The 14,153-nt window shown below is 73.3% G+C and carries 13 protein-coding genes; 9 read left to right on the top strand and 4 right to left on the bottom strand.

Going from position 1 to position 14,153, the window contains the following annotated elements; all coding sequences use genetic code 11:
- Positions 1-5: 5 nt before the first annotated feature.
- Together rnc and mutM are read left to right on the top strand one after the other, a co-directional pair.
- Complete coding sequence (rnc, locus tag ACIO92_RS27260) at positions 6-818, top strand: ribonuclease III (protein WP_366443922.1); 813 nt, start codon at positions 6-8, stop codon at positions 816-818.
- A gap of 126 nt (positions 819-944) precedes the next feature.
- Positions 945-1,808 (top strand): bifunctional DNA-formamidopyrimidine glycosylase/DNA-(apurinic or apyrimidinic site) lyase, encoded by an 864-nt coding sequence (gene mutM / locus ACIO92_RS27255; protein WP_401241329.1) that lies wholly within the window; start codon positions 945-947, stop codon positions 1,806-1,808.
- A 299-nt stretch (positions 1,809-2,107) separates the two neighbouring features.
- Here mutM and ACIO92_RS27250 read toward each other — a convergent pair whose 3' ends face one another.
- Positions 2,108-2,491, bottom strand: a complete 384-nt coding sequence (locus ACIO92_RS27250) for a helix-turn-helix domain-containing protein (RefSeq protein ID WP_351787285.1) — start codon at positions 2,489-2,491, stop codon at positions 2,108-2,110.
- 132 nt (positions 2,492-2,623) lie between these two features.
- Between ACIO92_RS27250 and ACIO92_RS27245 the strand changes: the two genes are divergently transcribed.
- Together ACIO92_RS27245 and ACIO92_RS27240 are read left to right on the top strand one after the other, a co-directional pair.
- The gene (locus ACIO92_RS27245; protein ID WP_366443924.1) at positions 2,624-3,208 is read left to right on the top strand and encodes a flavodoxin family protein; all 585 of its coding nucleotides are present in this window, start codon (positions 2,624-2,626) and stop codon (positions 3,206-3,208) included.
- A gap of 53 nt (positions 3,209-3,261) precedes the next feature.
- Complete coding sequence (locus ACIO92_RS27240) at positions 3,262-3,531, top strand: DUF1877 family protein (RefSeq protein ID WP_366443925.1); 270 nt, start codon at positions 3,262-3,264, stop codon at positions 3,529-3,531.
- A 130-nt stretch (positions 3,532-3,661) separates the two neighbouring features.
- Here ACIO92_RS27240 and ACIO92_RS27235 read toward each other — a convergent pair whose 3' ends face one another.
- Positions 3,662-4,597 carry a CAP domain-containing protein gene (locus tag ACIO92_RS27235; RefSeq protein ID WP_401241333.1) on the bottom strand — a complete coding sequence of 312 codons (936 nt, stop codon included), beginning with the start codon at positions 4,595-4,597 and terminating at the stop codon, positions 3,662-3,664.
- Positions 4,598-4,775: 178 nt separating this feature from the next.
- Here ACIO92_RS27235 and ACIO92_RS27230 point away from each other — a divergent pair, with 178 nt between their 5' ends.
- From ACIO92_RS27230 to ACIO92_RS27215, 4 genes are all read left to right on the top strand, one after another.
- Complete coding sequence (locus tag ACIO92_RS27230; RefSeq protein WP_351787273.1) at positions 4,776-5,057, top strand: acylphosphatase; 282 nt, start codon at positions 4,776-4,778, stop codon at positions 5,055-5,057.
- A 402-nt stretch (positions 5,058-5,459) separates the two neighbouring features.
- Entirely contained in the window at positions 5,460-5,678 is a 219-nt protein-coding gene (locus ACIO92_RS27225) for a hypothetical protein (protein WP_015036455.1), read from the top strand.
- A gap of 211 nt (positions 5,679-5,889) precedes the next feature.
- On the top strand, positions 5,890-9,432 hold the full coding sequence (gene smc, locus ACIO92_RS27220; protein WP_366443927.1) for a chromosome segregation protein SMC: 3,543 nt from the start codon (positions 5,890-5,892) through the stop codon (positions 9,430-9,432).
- A 139-nt stretch (positions 9,433-9,571) separates the two neighbouring features.
- Entirely contained in the window at positions 9,572-11,002 is a 1,431-nt protein-coding gene (locus ACIO92_RS27215) for a sugar porter family MFS transporter (RefSeq protein ID WP_366443928.1), read from the top strand.
- A gap of 48 nt (positions 11,003-11,050) precedes the next feature.
- Here the strand turns inward: ACIO92_RS27215 and ACIO92_RS27210 are convergent, their stop codons facing one another.
- Positions 11,051-12,022, bottom strand: coding sequence for an LLM class flavin-dependent oxidoreductase (locus tag ACIO92_RS27210; protein WP_366443929.1), 972 nt, complete (start codon positions 12,020-12,022; stop codon positions 11,051-11,053).
- A 174-nt stretch (positions 12,023-12,196) separates the two neighbouring features.
- Here ACIO92_RS27210 and ftsY point away from each other — a divergent pair, with 174 nt between their 5' ends.
- Positions 12,197-13,408 (top strand): signal recognition particle-docking protein FtsY, encoded by a 1,212-nt coding sequence (ftsY, locus tag ACIO92_RS27205; RefSeq protein ID WP_366443930.1) that lies wholly within the window; start codon positions 12,197-12,199, stop codon positions 13,406-13,408.
- 73 nt (positions 13,409-13,481) lie between these two features.
- On the opposite strand, the gene ACIO92_RS27200 is transcribed toward ftsY, so the two are convergent.
- On the bottom strand, positions 13,482-14,132 hold the full coding sequence (locus ACIO92_RS27200; protein WP_402060176.1) for a bifunctional DNA primase/polymerase: 651 nt from the start codon (positions 14,130-14,132) through the stop codon (positions 13,482-13,484).
- Positions 14,133-14,153: the final 21 nt, after the last annotated feature.

Below are 14,153 nucleotides of genomic sequence, written 5' to 3'. Positions count from 1 at the left end.
GCGCAATGTCTGAGTCCCGCAAGACGGACGACAAGACGGACCATGCCTCGTCCCACACGCTTCTGGAAGGGCGGCTCGGCTATCGGCTCGAGTCCGCCCTTCTGGTGCGTGCGCTGACCCACCGTTCCTTCGCGTACGAGAACGGCGGTCTGCCCACCAACGAGCGGCTGGAGTTCCTCGGGGACTCCGTGCTCGGTCTGGTGGTCACGGACACGCTGTACCGCACCCACCCCGACCTGCCGGAAGGCCAGCTGGCCAAACTGCGGGCCGCGGTGGTCAACTCGCGTGCGCTGGCGGACGTGGGGCGCGAACTGGAACTCGGCTCCTTCATCCGGCTCGGCCGGGGCGAAGAGGGCACGGGTGGCCGGGACAAGGCGTCCATCCTCGCCGACACCCTCGAAGCGGTGATCGGCGCGGTCTATCTCGACCAGGGCCTCGAAGCGGCGGGTGAGCTGGTGCACCGGCTCTTCGACCCGCTGATCGAGAAGTCCTCGAACCTCGGTGCGGGCCTGGACTGGAAGACCAGTCTCCAGGAGCTCACCGCGGCCGAGGGTCTGGGTGTTCCGGAGTACCTCGTCTCCGAAGAGGGTCCGGACCACGAGAAGACCTTTACTGCTGCCGCCCGCGTCGGTGGTGTCTCGTACGGCACCGGCACCGGCCGCAGCAAGAAGGAAGCGGAACAGCAGGCGGCGGAGTCCGCGTGGCGCGAGATCCGCGCGGCCGCCGACGAACGCGCGGCGGCGGCGAAGGCCGCGGCCGAGGCGGGACCGGCGGAGGGCACCACCCCCTCTCCGGCCCCCCACCGGGCGTCGGCCTGACGGCCGGTACCCCCGCTTCCCGGGAACCCCGCCCCAGGGCGGGGTTCCCGCGTTTTCACCGGGCCTCGCGGGTGATCCCCCGGCGGTACGCTGGGAGTCCGATCCGAAGACGTCCGGAGGAGTCCCGTGCCCGAACTGCCCGAGGTCGAGGTCGTCCGGCGCGGACTGGAGCGCTGGGTCGCCGGGCGGACCGTGACCGAGGTCGAGGTCCTGCACCCCAGGGCCGTACGGCGGCACCCGGCGGGCGGCCCGGACTTCGCCGCCCGGCTGACGGGACAGCGGTTCGAGGCGGCCCGGCGGCGCGGCAAGTACCTCTGGCTGCCGCTCGCCGACTCCGGCACCGCCGTCCTCGGGCACCTCGGGATGAGCGGCCAGCTGCTCGTCCAGCCGGAGGACTCCGCCGACGAGAGGCATCTGCGCGTCCGGGTCCGCTTCGACGACTCCGAGGGCACCGAGCTGCGCTTCGTCGACCAGCGGACCTTCGGCGGTCTGTCGCTGCACGACCAGACGCCCGACGGGCTCCCGGACGTCATCGGGCACATCGCCCGCGACCCGCTGGATCCCGAGTTCGACGACGACGCCTTCCAGGGCGCGCTGCGGCTGCGCCGCACCACCGTCAAGCGGGCGCTCCTCGACCAGTCCCTGATCAGCGGCGTCGGCAACATCTACGCCGACGAGGCGCTCTGGCGGTCCCGGCTGCACTACGACCGTCCGACGGCCACCCTGACCCGTCCGCGCTCGGCCGAACTGCTCGGACACGTCCGGGACGTGATGAACGCCGCCCTCGACGCCGGTGGCACCAGCTTCGACAGCCTCTACGTGAACGTCAACGGGGAGTCCGGCTACTTCGACCGCTCGCTCGACGCGTACGGACGCGAGGACGAGCCCTGCCACCGCTGCGGTACGCCGATGCGCCGCCGCCCCTGGATGAACCGCTCCAGCTACTTCTGCCCCCGCTGCCAGCGCCCGCCCCGCCCGACGACGGGCTGACGGGCACGCCCGACCGGAGGCCGGCCGATTGCAGGGGCGGGGGTGCTCGATCGGCGCCCCGAGCCCTCTTCGGCTTCCGAGCCGTCTCCCGGGCGCCGGAGCCTCTACCGGTCCCGAATCGTCTTCCGGGCGCCGGAGCTCCCATCGGGCCGGAGCTCCCATCGGGTCTGAGCTCTCATCCGGGCCGTCGAGCCGTTCTCGGTGCTTGAGGCGCGCACGAGACCCCGAGACGCACATCAGCCTCTCGGGCACTTCTCGCCCCCTCGCTCCCGGGGGGCTTCGCGGCCCGCTCCCGGGACTCAGACCGAGGCCGTCGCCCGCTCCGTGTCGTAGCTCTCCCTGGCCGCCTCGACCTGGGGCATCCGGCCCTCCACCAGCTCGATCAGACCGATCAGGCGTTCCGCGATCTCACGGCCGAGCGGGGTGAGCCGGTAGTCGACCCGGGGCGGGTTCGTCGGCTGCGCCTCCCGGTGGACGAGTCCGTCGCGCTCCAGGGCCTGGAGGGTCTGCGACAGCATCTTCTCGCTCACGCCGTCGACCCGGCGCCGCAGTTCGTTGAAGCGGAACGTCCCGTCGTACAGGGCGCCCAGGGTCAGGCTGCCCCAGCGGCCCGTCACGTGTTCCAGGGCTCCGCGCGAGGGGCAGGCCCGCGCGAACACGTCGTAGGCGAGGTCGTCAGTCATGCCCGCCACCGTACTCCCGTACAGCGCTTACTGCCACGGCTGCGCTCTCCTATAGCTTGCGCTTTCAAAAAGTTAGTGCTTTGCTTCCGGGCATCACCCCTCCGCCGACCTCCGATTCCGAGGAGCACTCCTGTGACCACCCCCGTCGTCTCCGTCGCCTACCACTCCGGCTACGGGCACACCGCCGTCCTGGCCGAGGCGGTCCGTGCCGGTGCCGCCGACACGGGCGCCACCGTCCACCTGATCGACGTCGGCACCCTCACCGACGCCGAGTGGGACCTGCTCGACGCCTCCGACGCGATCATCTTCGGCTCCCCGACCTACATGGGCACCGCCTCCGGCGCCTTCCACCGCTTCGCGGAGGACTCCTCGAAGCGCTGGTTCGCCGGTGCCTGGCAGGACAAGCTCGCCGCCGGGTTCACCAACTCCGGATCCAAGAGCGGCGACAAGCTGCACACCCTCCAGTTCTTCCAGATCCTCGCCGGTCAGCACGGCATGACCTGGGTCAACCTGGGCCTCAAGCCCGGCTGGAACCGTAGCGACGCCTCCGAGAACGACCTCAACCGGCTCGGTTTCTTCACCGGAGCCGCCGCCCAGACCGACGCCGACCGGGGCCCGGACGGCGTCCACAAGGCGGACATCGCCACCGCCGAACACCTCGGCCGCCGAGTCGCCGAAACCGCCGCGACCTTCACGCTGGGCCGCGCCGCCGCCTGATCTCCGCCGCAGGTCGTGCCGGGTTCCGACGCCCGGCACGACCGGACCGCCCGGTGTCGGAGGGCGGCGACTGGGGATACGGCCCGCCGCACCACCTCGCCCCCGACCGGGTCCGCCGCGCCGCCGAGGCGCCTCAGGCCCTGACGTACGACCGGCTCCTCGAAGGGGTGGACCCGGCGGAACTCGTCGCGGCGGAGGTCCACCCGTCGTCCTGGAAGGACGGGGAGGCGCTCGAACGGGGCCGGTACTGGTTCGACGGCCTCAGGCTGTACTTCAGGGCCGCCGCCCGGGACGGCGACGCCGTCATCCTCTGGGTGCGCTGACCGCGAAGAGGACCCGGACCCGGTTCTCCGTACGTTCCTCAGGGCCGCGAGCGTCCCTGACGGCGGCGAGTCCCCGTCGGCCGTACGTCCTACGGCCCCGGTCTGCGCGCGGTCGTCCGGCCGGGGTGGCTCAGTAGCCGAAGTCCTGGGTCCACCAGGGGCCGCCGTCGCCGAACTGGACGCCGACGCCCAGGGACGTGAAGTCGCAGTTCAGGATGTTGGCGCGGTGGCCGTCGCTGTTCATCCACGACTCCATCACCGCCGCCGCGTCCGCCTGGCCGCGCGCGATGTTCTCGCCGCCCATGCCCGTGACGCCCGCCTGCTCCGCGCGGGTCCACGGGGTGTCGCCGTCCGGGTCCGTGTGGTCGAAGAAGCCGCGCGCCGCCATGTCCGCGCTGAACGCCCCGGCCAGCGACGCCAGCCGGGCGTTCGCGCTCACCGGGGAGCAGCCCACCTCGGCGCGCTCGGCATTGACGAGCCGCAGGACCTCCGCCTCCGCGGCGCCGCTCCGGTCGGCGGTCGAAGGGGCCGGGGGCCGCTCGGCGGCCGGTGCCTCGGTGGTCGGGGCCGGCTTCGGCGCGGGTGCCTTCGGGGCCGGTGCGGCCGTGGTCCGGGGCGCGGCGGGCTCCGTCGGCGCCTGGGCCTTCGGCGGGGTCGCCGACGGGGTGGGCTTCGTGGTGGGGGTGGGCTTCGTGGTGGGGGTGGCGGACGGCGAGGCGGTCCTCGTGGTGCCCGCGCCCGCGTCCGTACGGGCACGGGCGTCCGCCGCGGTGGCCGCGTCGCCCGCCGGGGTCCTGGTCGCGCCGCCCTGGGTGGTCAGCTCGGGGGCCTGCCGGGACTCGGCGGGCCGCTCCCCACCGCCCGCGTTGCCGATCGTGAAGGTCTCCCCGCCGGGCAGCAGGCCCGAGGCGACGGCGGCGGCACCGAGCGCGACGGCGGCGGAGGCGCCGAGCAGACCGGTGCGCACGGGGCGCCGCCTGCGACGGGCACCCCGGTGCCGGGGTTCCGCACCGGCCGCGTGGTCCTCCACCGCGGGTGCGGCTCCGGCACGACGGTGGCGTCCCATCTGCTCTGCCTTCCTGCTGGTCCTGTGGGCCTTTGCTGGGCTTTGCTGTCGGTACCGCCCCGGCCCGCCGATCGAACGGCGCGCGCCCGAACGGGTGAGGCGCGTTCGGTCGGGACTGTAGTCCATGCGCTGCCGGGGCGATGTGCTCATCTGGTGATCCGCCCGTTAGCGTGCAGTCATGAGCGACGACGTACGGATGACCGCCTGGGTGCGCGGCCGGGTACAGGGAGTGGGCTTCCGTTGGTTCACCAGGGCAAACGCACTGGAGATCGGCGGCCTCCTGGGCTTCGCCCTGAACCTCGACGACGGCCGGGTCCAAGTGGTGGCCGAGGGCCCGCGTGAGAATTGCCACCGTCTGCTCGCCTGGCTCCACTCCGCCGACACGCCCGGACGCGTGGACGGTGTCACTGAGATCTGGGCCACCCCGCGCGGTGGATACGAGGGCTTCGCGATCCGCTGACGGGTCCGCGCCGCGACTCCGTCCGGTGACCGCGAGGGACCCCGGGCGGACGGTCGGTAACAGGGGTGCGGAGGGGGAAACCTCCTGGTGGTTGCCAAGGAGCGCCCACCGTGGAAGGCTGCCGGGTAAGGATGATCGCGACGCCCCGAGGCACCGAGTCCGAGAGCCCCGACGCCCACCGCGTCGGCGCGCACTCCTCGGTCGCCCCTTGGAACGGGGCGTGATCGTGTTGACCGTCAAACTTTTTGGTGAGACTCTGGAAGCCCCGCGCACCTTAGCTGTTTGGCAGTGGAACCGGCACGACAAGCAGTCACTACAGCAGTACTGCCGAGCACCGCGGGTGCGAATCCCTCACGACCCACACCGCTTCGGTCGGTCACTCATTGTGGAGGACCATCCATCATGGCAAAGGCGCTTCTCGGTTACGTCGGCGGCTCCGACCCGCGACTCCTCGCCGAGATGCGACGGCTTCAGCAGCGCGTCCAGGACCTCGAATCCGAGCTGGTAAGGATTCAGTCCGAGAACGACTCGCTCGCAGCTGCCGCCGCTCAGCACCAGGGAGAGTCGCTGCTGAACAGCATCGATCTCGACGTACCCCAGGCGGAGCCTGCGCTCACCTGACAACCCAGCCCCCAGGGGCCAGGTGGGAAACACTCGCGCCCGGCACAGCCGCAATAGGCACAGCTGGACACGCAAGGGGCGCCTCGGCGTCCCTTCACTCTTTCCCCCACCTCTTCACCCGTCGTTTCCCCCGTGTCCCACCCCTTCTCACCCGAGGATCTGCCCTGCACCTTCGCGGGTGAAACGCGAAGGCCCCGGTAGAGTCCCCGGAGTGCATCTCAAGGCCCTGACCCTCCGCGGATTCAAGTCGTTCGCCTCGGCCACCACCCTGCGTTTCGAGCCGGGCATCACCTGTGTCGTGGGACCCAACGGATCGGGCAAGTCCAACGTCGTGGACGCCCTGTCCTGGGTGATGGGCCAGCAGGGCGCCAAGTCGCTGCGCGGCGGCAAGATGGACGACGTCATCTTCGCCGGAACCACCGGCCGCCCCCCACTGGGCCGCGCCGAGGTCTCCCTGACCATCGACAACTCCGACGGCGCGCTGCCCATCGACTACGCCGAGGTCACCCTCACCCGCGTCATGTTCCGCGGCGGCAGCAGCGAGTACCAGATCAACGGCGACACCTGCCGCCTGCTCGACTTCCAGGACCTGCTCTCCGACTCCGGCATCGGACGCGAGATGCACGTCATCGTCGGGCAGGGGCAGCTCGACTCCGTCCTCCACGCCGACCCGATGGGCCGCCGCGCCTTCATCGAGGAGGCGGCGGGCGTCCTCAAGCACCGCAAGCGCAAGGAGAAGGCGCTGCGGAAGCTCGACGCGATGCGGGCCAACCTCGCCCGTGTGCAGGACCTCGCCGACGAACTCCGCCGCCAGCTCAAGCCGCTGGGCAGGCAGGCGGCCGTCGCCCGCCGCGCCGTCGTCATCCAGGCCGATCTCCGTGACGCCCGCCTCCGCCTCCTCGCCGACGACCTCGTCCTGCTCCGCGGCGCCCTCACCGCCGAGGTCGCCGACGAGGCCGCCCTGCTCGCCCGCAAGGAGACCACCGAGGGCGAACTGGCCACCGCCCTCGCCCACGAGGCACGCCTGGAGGCGGAGGCCCGGGACCTCGTCCCCCGCCTGGAGCGCGCCCAGCAGAACTGGTACGCCCTCTCCCAGCTGGCCGAACGCGTCCGGGGCACCGTCTCGCTCGCCGACGCGCGGGTGAAGAGCGCCACCACCGCCCCCGCCGAGGAACGCCGGGGCCGCGACCCGGAGGACCTGGAGCGCGAGGCCGCCCGGGTCCGCGAACAGGAGGCCGAGCTCGCCGCCGCCCTGGAGGCGGCGGCGAGCGCCCTGGAGGAGACCGTCGTCCACCGGGCCGGGCTCGAAGACGCCCTGGCCGCCGAGGACCGACGGCTCAAGGACCTCGCCCGCGCCCACGCCGACCGGCGCGAGGGCCTCGCCCGGCTGCGCGGCCAGGCCGACGCGGCCCGCTCGCGCGCCGCCTCCGCCCGCGCCGAGATCGACCGGCTCGCCGCCGCCCGGGACGAGGCGGGGGAGCGCGCCGCGACCTCCCGGGAGGAGTACGAGCGGCTCAGGGCCGAGGTCGAGGAACTCGACGCGGCCGAAGCCGAACAGCACGAGCGGTACGGGGCCGCCCGCCGCGAACTCACCGAGGCCGAGGCCGAACTGAGCGGCGCCCGCGAGGCCGCGGCCACCGCCGAACGCCGCCGCGCCGCCACCCGGGCCCGGCACGACACCCTCGCCCTCGGACTGCGCCGCAAGGACGGCACCGGCACCCTGCTCTCCGCCGGACTCGACGGGCTCCTCGGCCCCGTCGCCGAACTCCTCACCGTCACCCCCGGCTACGAGGTGCCCGTCGCCGCCGCCCTCGGCGCCGCCGCCGACGCGGTCGCCGCCACCGGCCCCCGAGCCGCCGCCGAAGCGCTCCGCCTGCTCCGCAAGCAGGACGCGGGACGGGCCTCCCTGCTCCTGGCCGACGCCCCCGCACCGGAGCCCGTCCCGCTCCCCGAGGGCCGCCCGCGCGCCGCCGAGCTGGTGCGCGGCCCCGAGGAACTCCTCGGCGCCGTCCGAAGCCTGCTCGCCGGGGTGGTGGTCGTCGCCGACCTCGACGAGGCCACCGACCTGGTCAGGAACCGGCCCGCGCTCACCGCCGTCACCGCCGAGGGCGACCTGCTCGGGGCGCACCTCGCGCAGGGCGGCTCGGCGGGCGCGCCCAGCCTCCTCGAAGTCCGGGCCTCGGTGGCCGAGGCCGCCGCCGAGCTCGACGAACTGGCCGTACGCTGCGAGGAGTCGGCCACCGCCCGGCGCGAGGCCGAGGAGCGGCGCCGTACCGCCGCCGCGCTCACCGAGGAACTCGACGCCCTTCGCCGTACCGCCGACCGGGAGAAGTCCGGCGTCGCACAGCGGCTCGGACGGCTCGCGGGACAGGCCAGGGGAGCGGCCGGGGAGGCCGAGCGGACGGCGGCGGCCGCCGCCCGCGCCCAGGAGGCCCTGGAGCGGGCCACCGCCGAGGCCGAGGAACTGGCCGAGCGGCTGCTCGTCGCGGAGGAGGCGGCCGACGCCGGGGACGACGGCTCCGGGGAACCCGACACCGGCGTCCGCGACCGGCTCGCCGCCGACGGCTCGCACGCCCGCCAGAACGAGATGGAGGCACGGCTCCAGGTCCGTACGCACGAGGAGCGGGTCAAGGCGCTCCTCGGCCGGGCCGATTCGCTCGACCGGGCCGCGCGAGCCGAACGGGAGGCACGCGCGCGTGCCGAGCGGCGCCGGGACCGGCTGCGCCACGAGGAGCGGGTCGCGGGCGCCGTCGCGTCCGGCGCCCGGCAGCTCCTCGCCCACGCCGAGGTCTCGCTCGGCCGCGCCGAGCGGGAACGGGTGGCGGCCCAGGCGGCGCGGGCCGAGCGCGAGGAGGGCCTCGCCGCCGCCCGCGCCCGGGGCCGGGAGCTCAAGTCCGCGCTCGACGGGCTGACCGACTCCGTGCACCGGGGCGAGGTGCTGGGGGCGGAGAAGCGGCTGCGGATCGAGCAGCTGGAGGCGAAGGCCCTGGAGGAGTTCGGGGTGGAGGCGGCCGATCTGGTCGCCGAGTACGGCCCGGACCAGCTCGTTCCGCCGCCGCCGGTCCCCGAGGGGGAGGAGGCGGGGCCCGCCGGGGCGCGGCCCTTCGTCCGTTCGGAGCAGGAGAGGCGGCTGAAGGCCGCGGAACGCGCGCACCACCAGCTGGGCAAGGTCAATCCGCTGGCCCTGGAGGAGTTCGCGGCCCTGGAGGAGCGGCACCGGTTCCTCTCCGAGCAGCTGGAGGACCTCAAGAAGACCCGTACCGATCTGCTCCAGGTCGTGAAGGAGGTCGACCTGCGGGTCGAGCAGGTCTTCACCGAGGCCTACCGGGACACGGCCCGGGAGTTCGAGGGCGTCTTCTCGCGGCTCTTCCCCGGCGGCGAGGGGCGGCTGGTCCTCACCGACCCCGACGACATGCTCACCACGGGCGTCGACGTGGAGGCCCGCCCGCCGGGCAAGAAGGTCAAGCGCCTCTCCCTGCTCTCCGGCGGCGAGCGGTCCCTGACGGCGGTGGCGCTGCTCGTCTCCATCTTCAAGGCGCGGCCCAGCCCGTTCTACGTGATGGACGAGGTGGAGGCGGCGCTCGACGACACCAACCTCCAGCGGCTGATCGGGATCATGCGGGAGCTCCAGGAGTCCTCGCAGCTGATCGTGATCACCCACCAGAAGCGCACGATGGAGGTCGCGGACGCGCTGTACGGGGTGTCCATGCGGGGCGACGGCGTCTCGAAGGTGATCGGCCAGCGGCTCCGCTGAAGCGGTGAACGGGCCCGGTTGAAGTGGTGGACGGCGGGAAGGTGTGCGCCACTGGAAGCCCCCGGAGACCCCGGACGTCCGGATAGCCACCGGAGGCCCGGGACGCCCGGTGGAAGGACCGTCGCCCCGAGGAGCCCATGTGACCAGCGCAGCGCAGGCGCCCCCGCCGTCGCCGGAGGGCCGGGCGGCCCATCCGGACCACCTCGGCCATGTCATCTTCATCACGGCGTCCGCCGCGATGGGCGGCTTCCTCTTCGGCTACGACAGCTCCGTCATCAACGGTGCCGTCGAGGCGATCCGCGACCGTTACGACATCGGTTCCGCCACCCTCGCGCAGGTCATCGCGATCGCCCTGATCGGCTGTGCCGTCGGCGCCGCCACCGCCGGGCGGATCGCCGACCGCATCGGCCGCATCCGCTGTATGCAGATCTCCGCGGTGCTCTTCGCGGTCAGCGCGGTCGGCTCCGCGCTGCCCTTCGCCCTGTGGGACCTGGCCCTGTGGCGGATCATCGGCGGCTTCGCCATCGGCATGGCCTCGGTGATCGGCCCCGCGTACATCGCCGAGGTCGCCCCGGCCGCCTACCGGGGCCGTCTCGGCTCCTTCCAGCAGGCGGCGATCGTCATCGGCATCGCCATCTCCCAGCTGGTCAACTACGGCATCCTGCAGCTGGCCGACGGCGATCAGCGCGGCAGGATCGGCGGCCTGGAGGCCTGGCAGTGGATGCTCGGCGTGATGGTCGTGCCCGCGCTCCTCTACGGGACGCTCTCCTTCGCCATCCCCGAGTCGCCCCGCTTCCTCATCTCCGTCGGGCGGACCGAACGGGCCAAGGAGGTCCTCGCCGAGGTCGAAGGGAAGGGCGCCGATCTCGACGCGCGCGTCGCCGAGATCGACCGGGCCATGCGCCGCGAGCACAGGTCCACCTTCCGGGACCTGTTCACCGAGGGCTCCCGCTTCCGGCTGCTGCCCATCGTCTGGGTCGGCATCGGCCTCTCGGTCTTCCAGCAGCTCGTCGGCATCAACGTGGCGTTCTACTACTCCGCGACCCTCTGGCAGTCCGTCGGCATCGACCCGTCGAGCTCGTTCTTCTACTCGTTCACCACGTCGATCGTCAACATCATCGGCACCGTGATCGCGATGGTCCTGGTCGACCGCGTGGGCCGCAAGCCGCTCGCCCTCGTCGGCTCCACGGGCATGGCGATCGCCCTCGCCTTCGAGGCGTGGGCCTTCTCCGCCGACCTCGTGGACGGCAAGCTCCCCAACACCCAGGGCACGGTGGCCCTGATCGCCGCCCATGTCTTCGTGCTCTTCTTCGCCCTCTCCTGGGGCGTGGTCGTCTGGGTCTTCCTCGGCGAGATGTTCCCCAACCGCATCCGGGCCGCCGCGCTCGGCGTGGCCGCCTCCGCCCAGTGGATCGCCAACTGGGCCATCACCGCCAGCTTCCCGTCCCTCGCCGACTGGAACCTCTCCGGCACGTACGTCATCTACGCGGTCTTCGCGGTGCTCTCGATCCCCTTCGTGCTGCGGTACGTCAAGGAGACCAAGGGCAAGACGCTGGAGGAGATGGGCTGACGGGGCCCCCCGCCCGTCTTCCGGTACGCCCGCCCCCTCGCCCCGGCCCTACCCCGCGAGCCGGGGCAGCGCCTCCTCGCAGAACAGGCGCAGGCTCCGCCAGCCCTCCTCGACCGGCATCCCGCCGCACAGCGGGTGCAGCACCAGGCTCTCCAGGCCCAGCGCCGCGCACTCCCCGGGGGTCACCACCCGGTACACCCCCTCCGCGCGCAGCTCCGCCACCGTCGTCGCCGTCGACCGCACCGCCGAACGGATGTCCTTCGACTGCCAGGAGGCGTACGTCCGCGCCTCGTGCAGGAAGTGCTCCCCGTACTCCGCCCAGGTCCGGTCCGGGTCCTCCGCCAGGTGCAGCAGCGGGGTCTCCTCGGCCGGCATCATCGTCCAGCCCTCCGTGCCGTACTCCGCGCACCGCTCCCGGTAGTACGCCTCCAGCTCCGGCAGGTGCGCGCTGGGGAAGAACGGCAGCCCCAGCCGGGCCGCCCGCCGCGCCGCCGCCCGCGACGACCCGCCGACCAGGAGCAGCGGGTGCGGCCGGGTGAAGGGGCGCGGGGTGATCCGTACGGTACGGCCCCGGTGCTCGAACGGCTCCCCGGTCCAGGCCGCGAGCAGGGTCTCCAGGAGCTCGTCCTGGAGCCTGCCGCGCCGCCCCCAGTCCACCCCGCGCTCCTCGTACTCCTCCGGCCGGTAGCCGATTCCGGCCACCGTCACCAGACGTCCCCCGCTCAGCAGGTCCAGGACCGCGATGTCCTCGGCGAGCCGCAGCGGGTCGTGCAGCGGCCCGATGATCGCCGAGACGGTCACCGCGATCCGTGCCGTCGCCCCGAAGACCGCGCCCGCGAAGGCGAAGGGGGAGGGGAGCCAGTTGTTCTCGACACCGTGGTGCTCCTCGGTCTGCACGGTGTCGACGCCGTGTCCGTCGGCGTACGCGGCCATGGCGACGGCGGCCCGGTAGCGGGCGGAGAGGGAGTCGGGGGTCGCGCGGGGATCGACGAGGTTGAACCGTACGACGCTGAACGGCATGGGGGTCCCCCTTCGCTGGTGGGCGGAGGGGAGGACGGTAGCTGACGCTGCGTCAGATGGGAACGGTTCCGGCAGTCCGGCCGCCGTCCCGGGGCGCTCCGCGCGGACGCGGGGGAGCCGTCCGGTCCCGGATGCTCCGCCTCCGGTGCCTCCGTGGCCGATACTGGTCGGGTTATGGAACTCATCCTTGCTGTAGTCATCGCTCTGGTCGTCGCGGTCGCCGTGACGAGCGGGCTCGTGATCAGCGGCCGCAAGAAGAAGCAGCTGCCGCCCGCCGAGCCGCCGTCCACCACGCCGACCATCACCGCTCCGCCCGCCGAACCGCACGTCGGCGAGGAGGCGGAGACGCCGCGGGAGGAACCACGCCGCACGGTCGAGGAGGTCCCGCTCCCCGCCGAGGCGCCCGCGGCCGTCGAGGACCCCGTCGTCGCCGAACCGGCGGCCCCCGAGATCGAGGTCCCCGAGCCCACCGAGGGCCGTCTCGTACGGCTCCGGGCCCGCCTCGCCCGCTCCCAGAACTCGCTCGGCAAGGGGCTGCTGACGCTCCTGTCCCGCGAGCACCTCGACGAGGACACCTGGGAGGAGATCGAGGAGACCCTCCTCACCGCCGACGTCGGTGTCGCCCCGACCCAGGAGCTCGTCGACCGGCTGCGCGAGCGGGTCAAGGTGCTCGGCACCCGCACCCCCGAGGAGCTGCGCGGGCTGCTCCGCGAGGAGCTGATCACCCTCCTCGACCCCGACCTCGACCGCACGGTGCGGACCGACAGCCCGGCCGACGTGCCCGGCGTGGTCATGGTCGTCGGCGTCAACGGCACCGGCAAGACCACCACCACCGGCAAGCTGGCCCGGGTCCTCGTCGCCGACGGCAAGTCCGTCGTCCTCGGCGCGGCCGACACCTTCCGCGCCGCCGCCGCCGACCAGCTCCAGACCTGGGGCGAGCGCGTCGGCGCCCGCACCGTCCGGGGCCCCGAGGGCGGCGACCCCGCCTCGATCGCCTTCGACGCGGTCAAGGAGGGCATCGCGGAGGGCGCCGACGTCGTCCTCATCGACACCGCGGGGCGCCTCCACACCAAGACCGGCCTCATGGACGAGCTGGGCAAGGTCAAGCGGGTCGTCGAGAAGCACGGCCCGCTCGACGAGATCCTCCTCGTCCTCGACGCGACCACCGGCCAGAACGGTCTGATCCAGGCCCGTGTCTTCGCCGAGGTCGTCGACATCACCGGCATCGTCCTGACCAAGCTGGACGGCACCGCCAAGGGCGGCATCGTCGTCGCCGTCCAGCGCGAGCTGGGCGTCCCGGTGAAGCTGATCGGTCTGGGCGAGGGCCCGGACGACCTGGCCCCCTTCGAGCCGGGCGCCTTCGTCGACGCCCTGATCGGCGACTGACCGCGCCTCCCGCGCGCACGGGAGGGCCCCCGCCACTTCGGTGACGGGGGCCCTTTTCGCGCGGGAGGCGTGGTCAGTCGTGGGTCCGGTGGCAGATGTACGCCAGGGTGCCGAGCAGCAGCCGTGCCTGCGGCGGTGCCCCCGCGGTGTCCAGCGTCGGCGGGCGCAGCCAGCGCACGGGACCGAGACCGCCGAGGTCCGACGGGGGAGCGGTGATGTGACTGCCGGGCCCCAGGCACCGCAGGTCCAGATCGGCGTCGTCCCAGCCCATCCGGTACAGCAGCTGCGGCAGCTCGGCCGCCGCCCCCGGGGCGACGAAGAACCGGGCCCGGCCGGTCGGCGTCGCGCACACCGGCCCGAGCGGTAGCCCCATCCGCTCCAGGCGCACCAGCGCCCGGCGGCCCGCCGCCTCCGCGACCTCGATCACGTCGAAGCTGCGGCCCACCGGGAGCAGTATGGCCGCCCCCGGGTACTCCGACCAGGCCTTGGCCGCGTCGTCGACGCCCGCGCCCGCCGGGACGGGCCGCGCGAAGGAGAGGGGGTGCGCGCCCGGAGCCGTACACGACGCCTCGCCGCAGGAACACCGGCCCGAGGAGGCCCGCGCGCCGGGCACCACGTCCCAGCCCCACAGTCCCGTGTACTCCGCCACCGCGGTGCACTCCGTGGTGCGTACGCGGCGGCGTGCGCCGGACCGCATCTCACGAATGCCGATCGTGAAACCCATGTCCCCTCCAACGGGTAGAGC

Origin of the sequence: Streptomyces sp. NPDC087215, assembly GCF_044744885.1 — a bacterium.
In the GTDB taxonomy this organism is placed as follows: Bacteria; Actinomycetota; Actinomycetes; order Streptomycetales; family Streptomycetaceae; genus Streptomyces.
The sequence above is the reverse complement of the archived record's forward strand: the minus strand, read 5'-3'. Positions and strand labels throughout refer to the sequence as shown.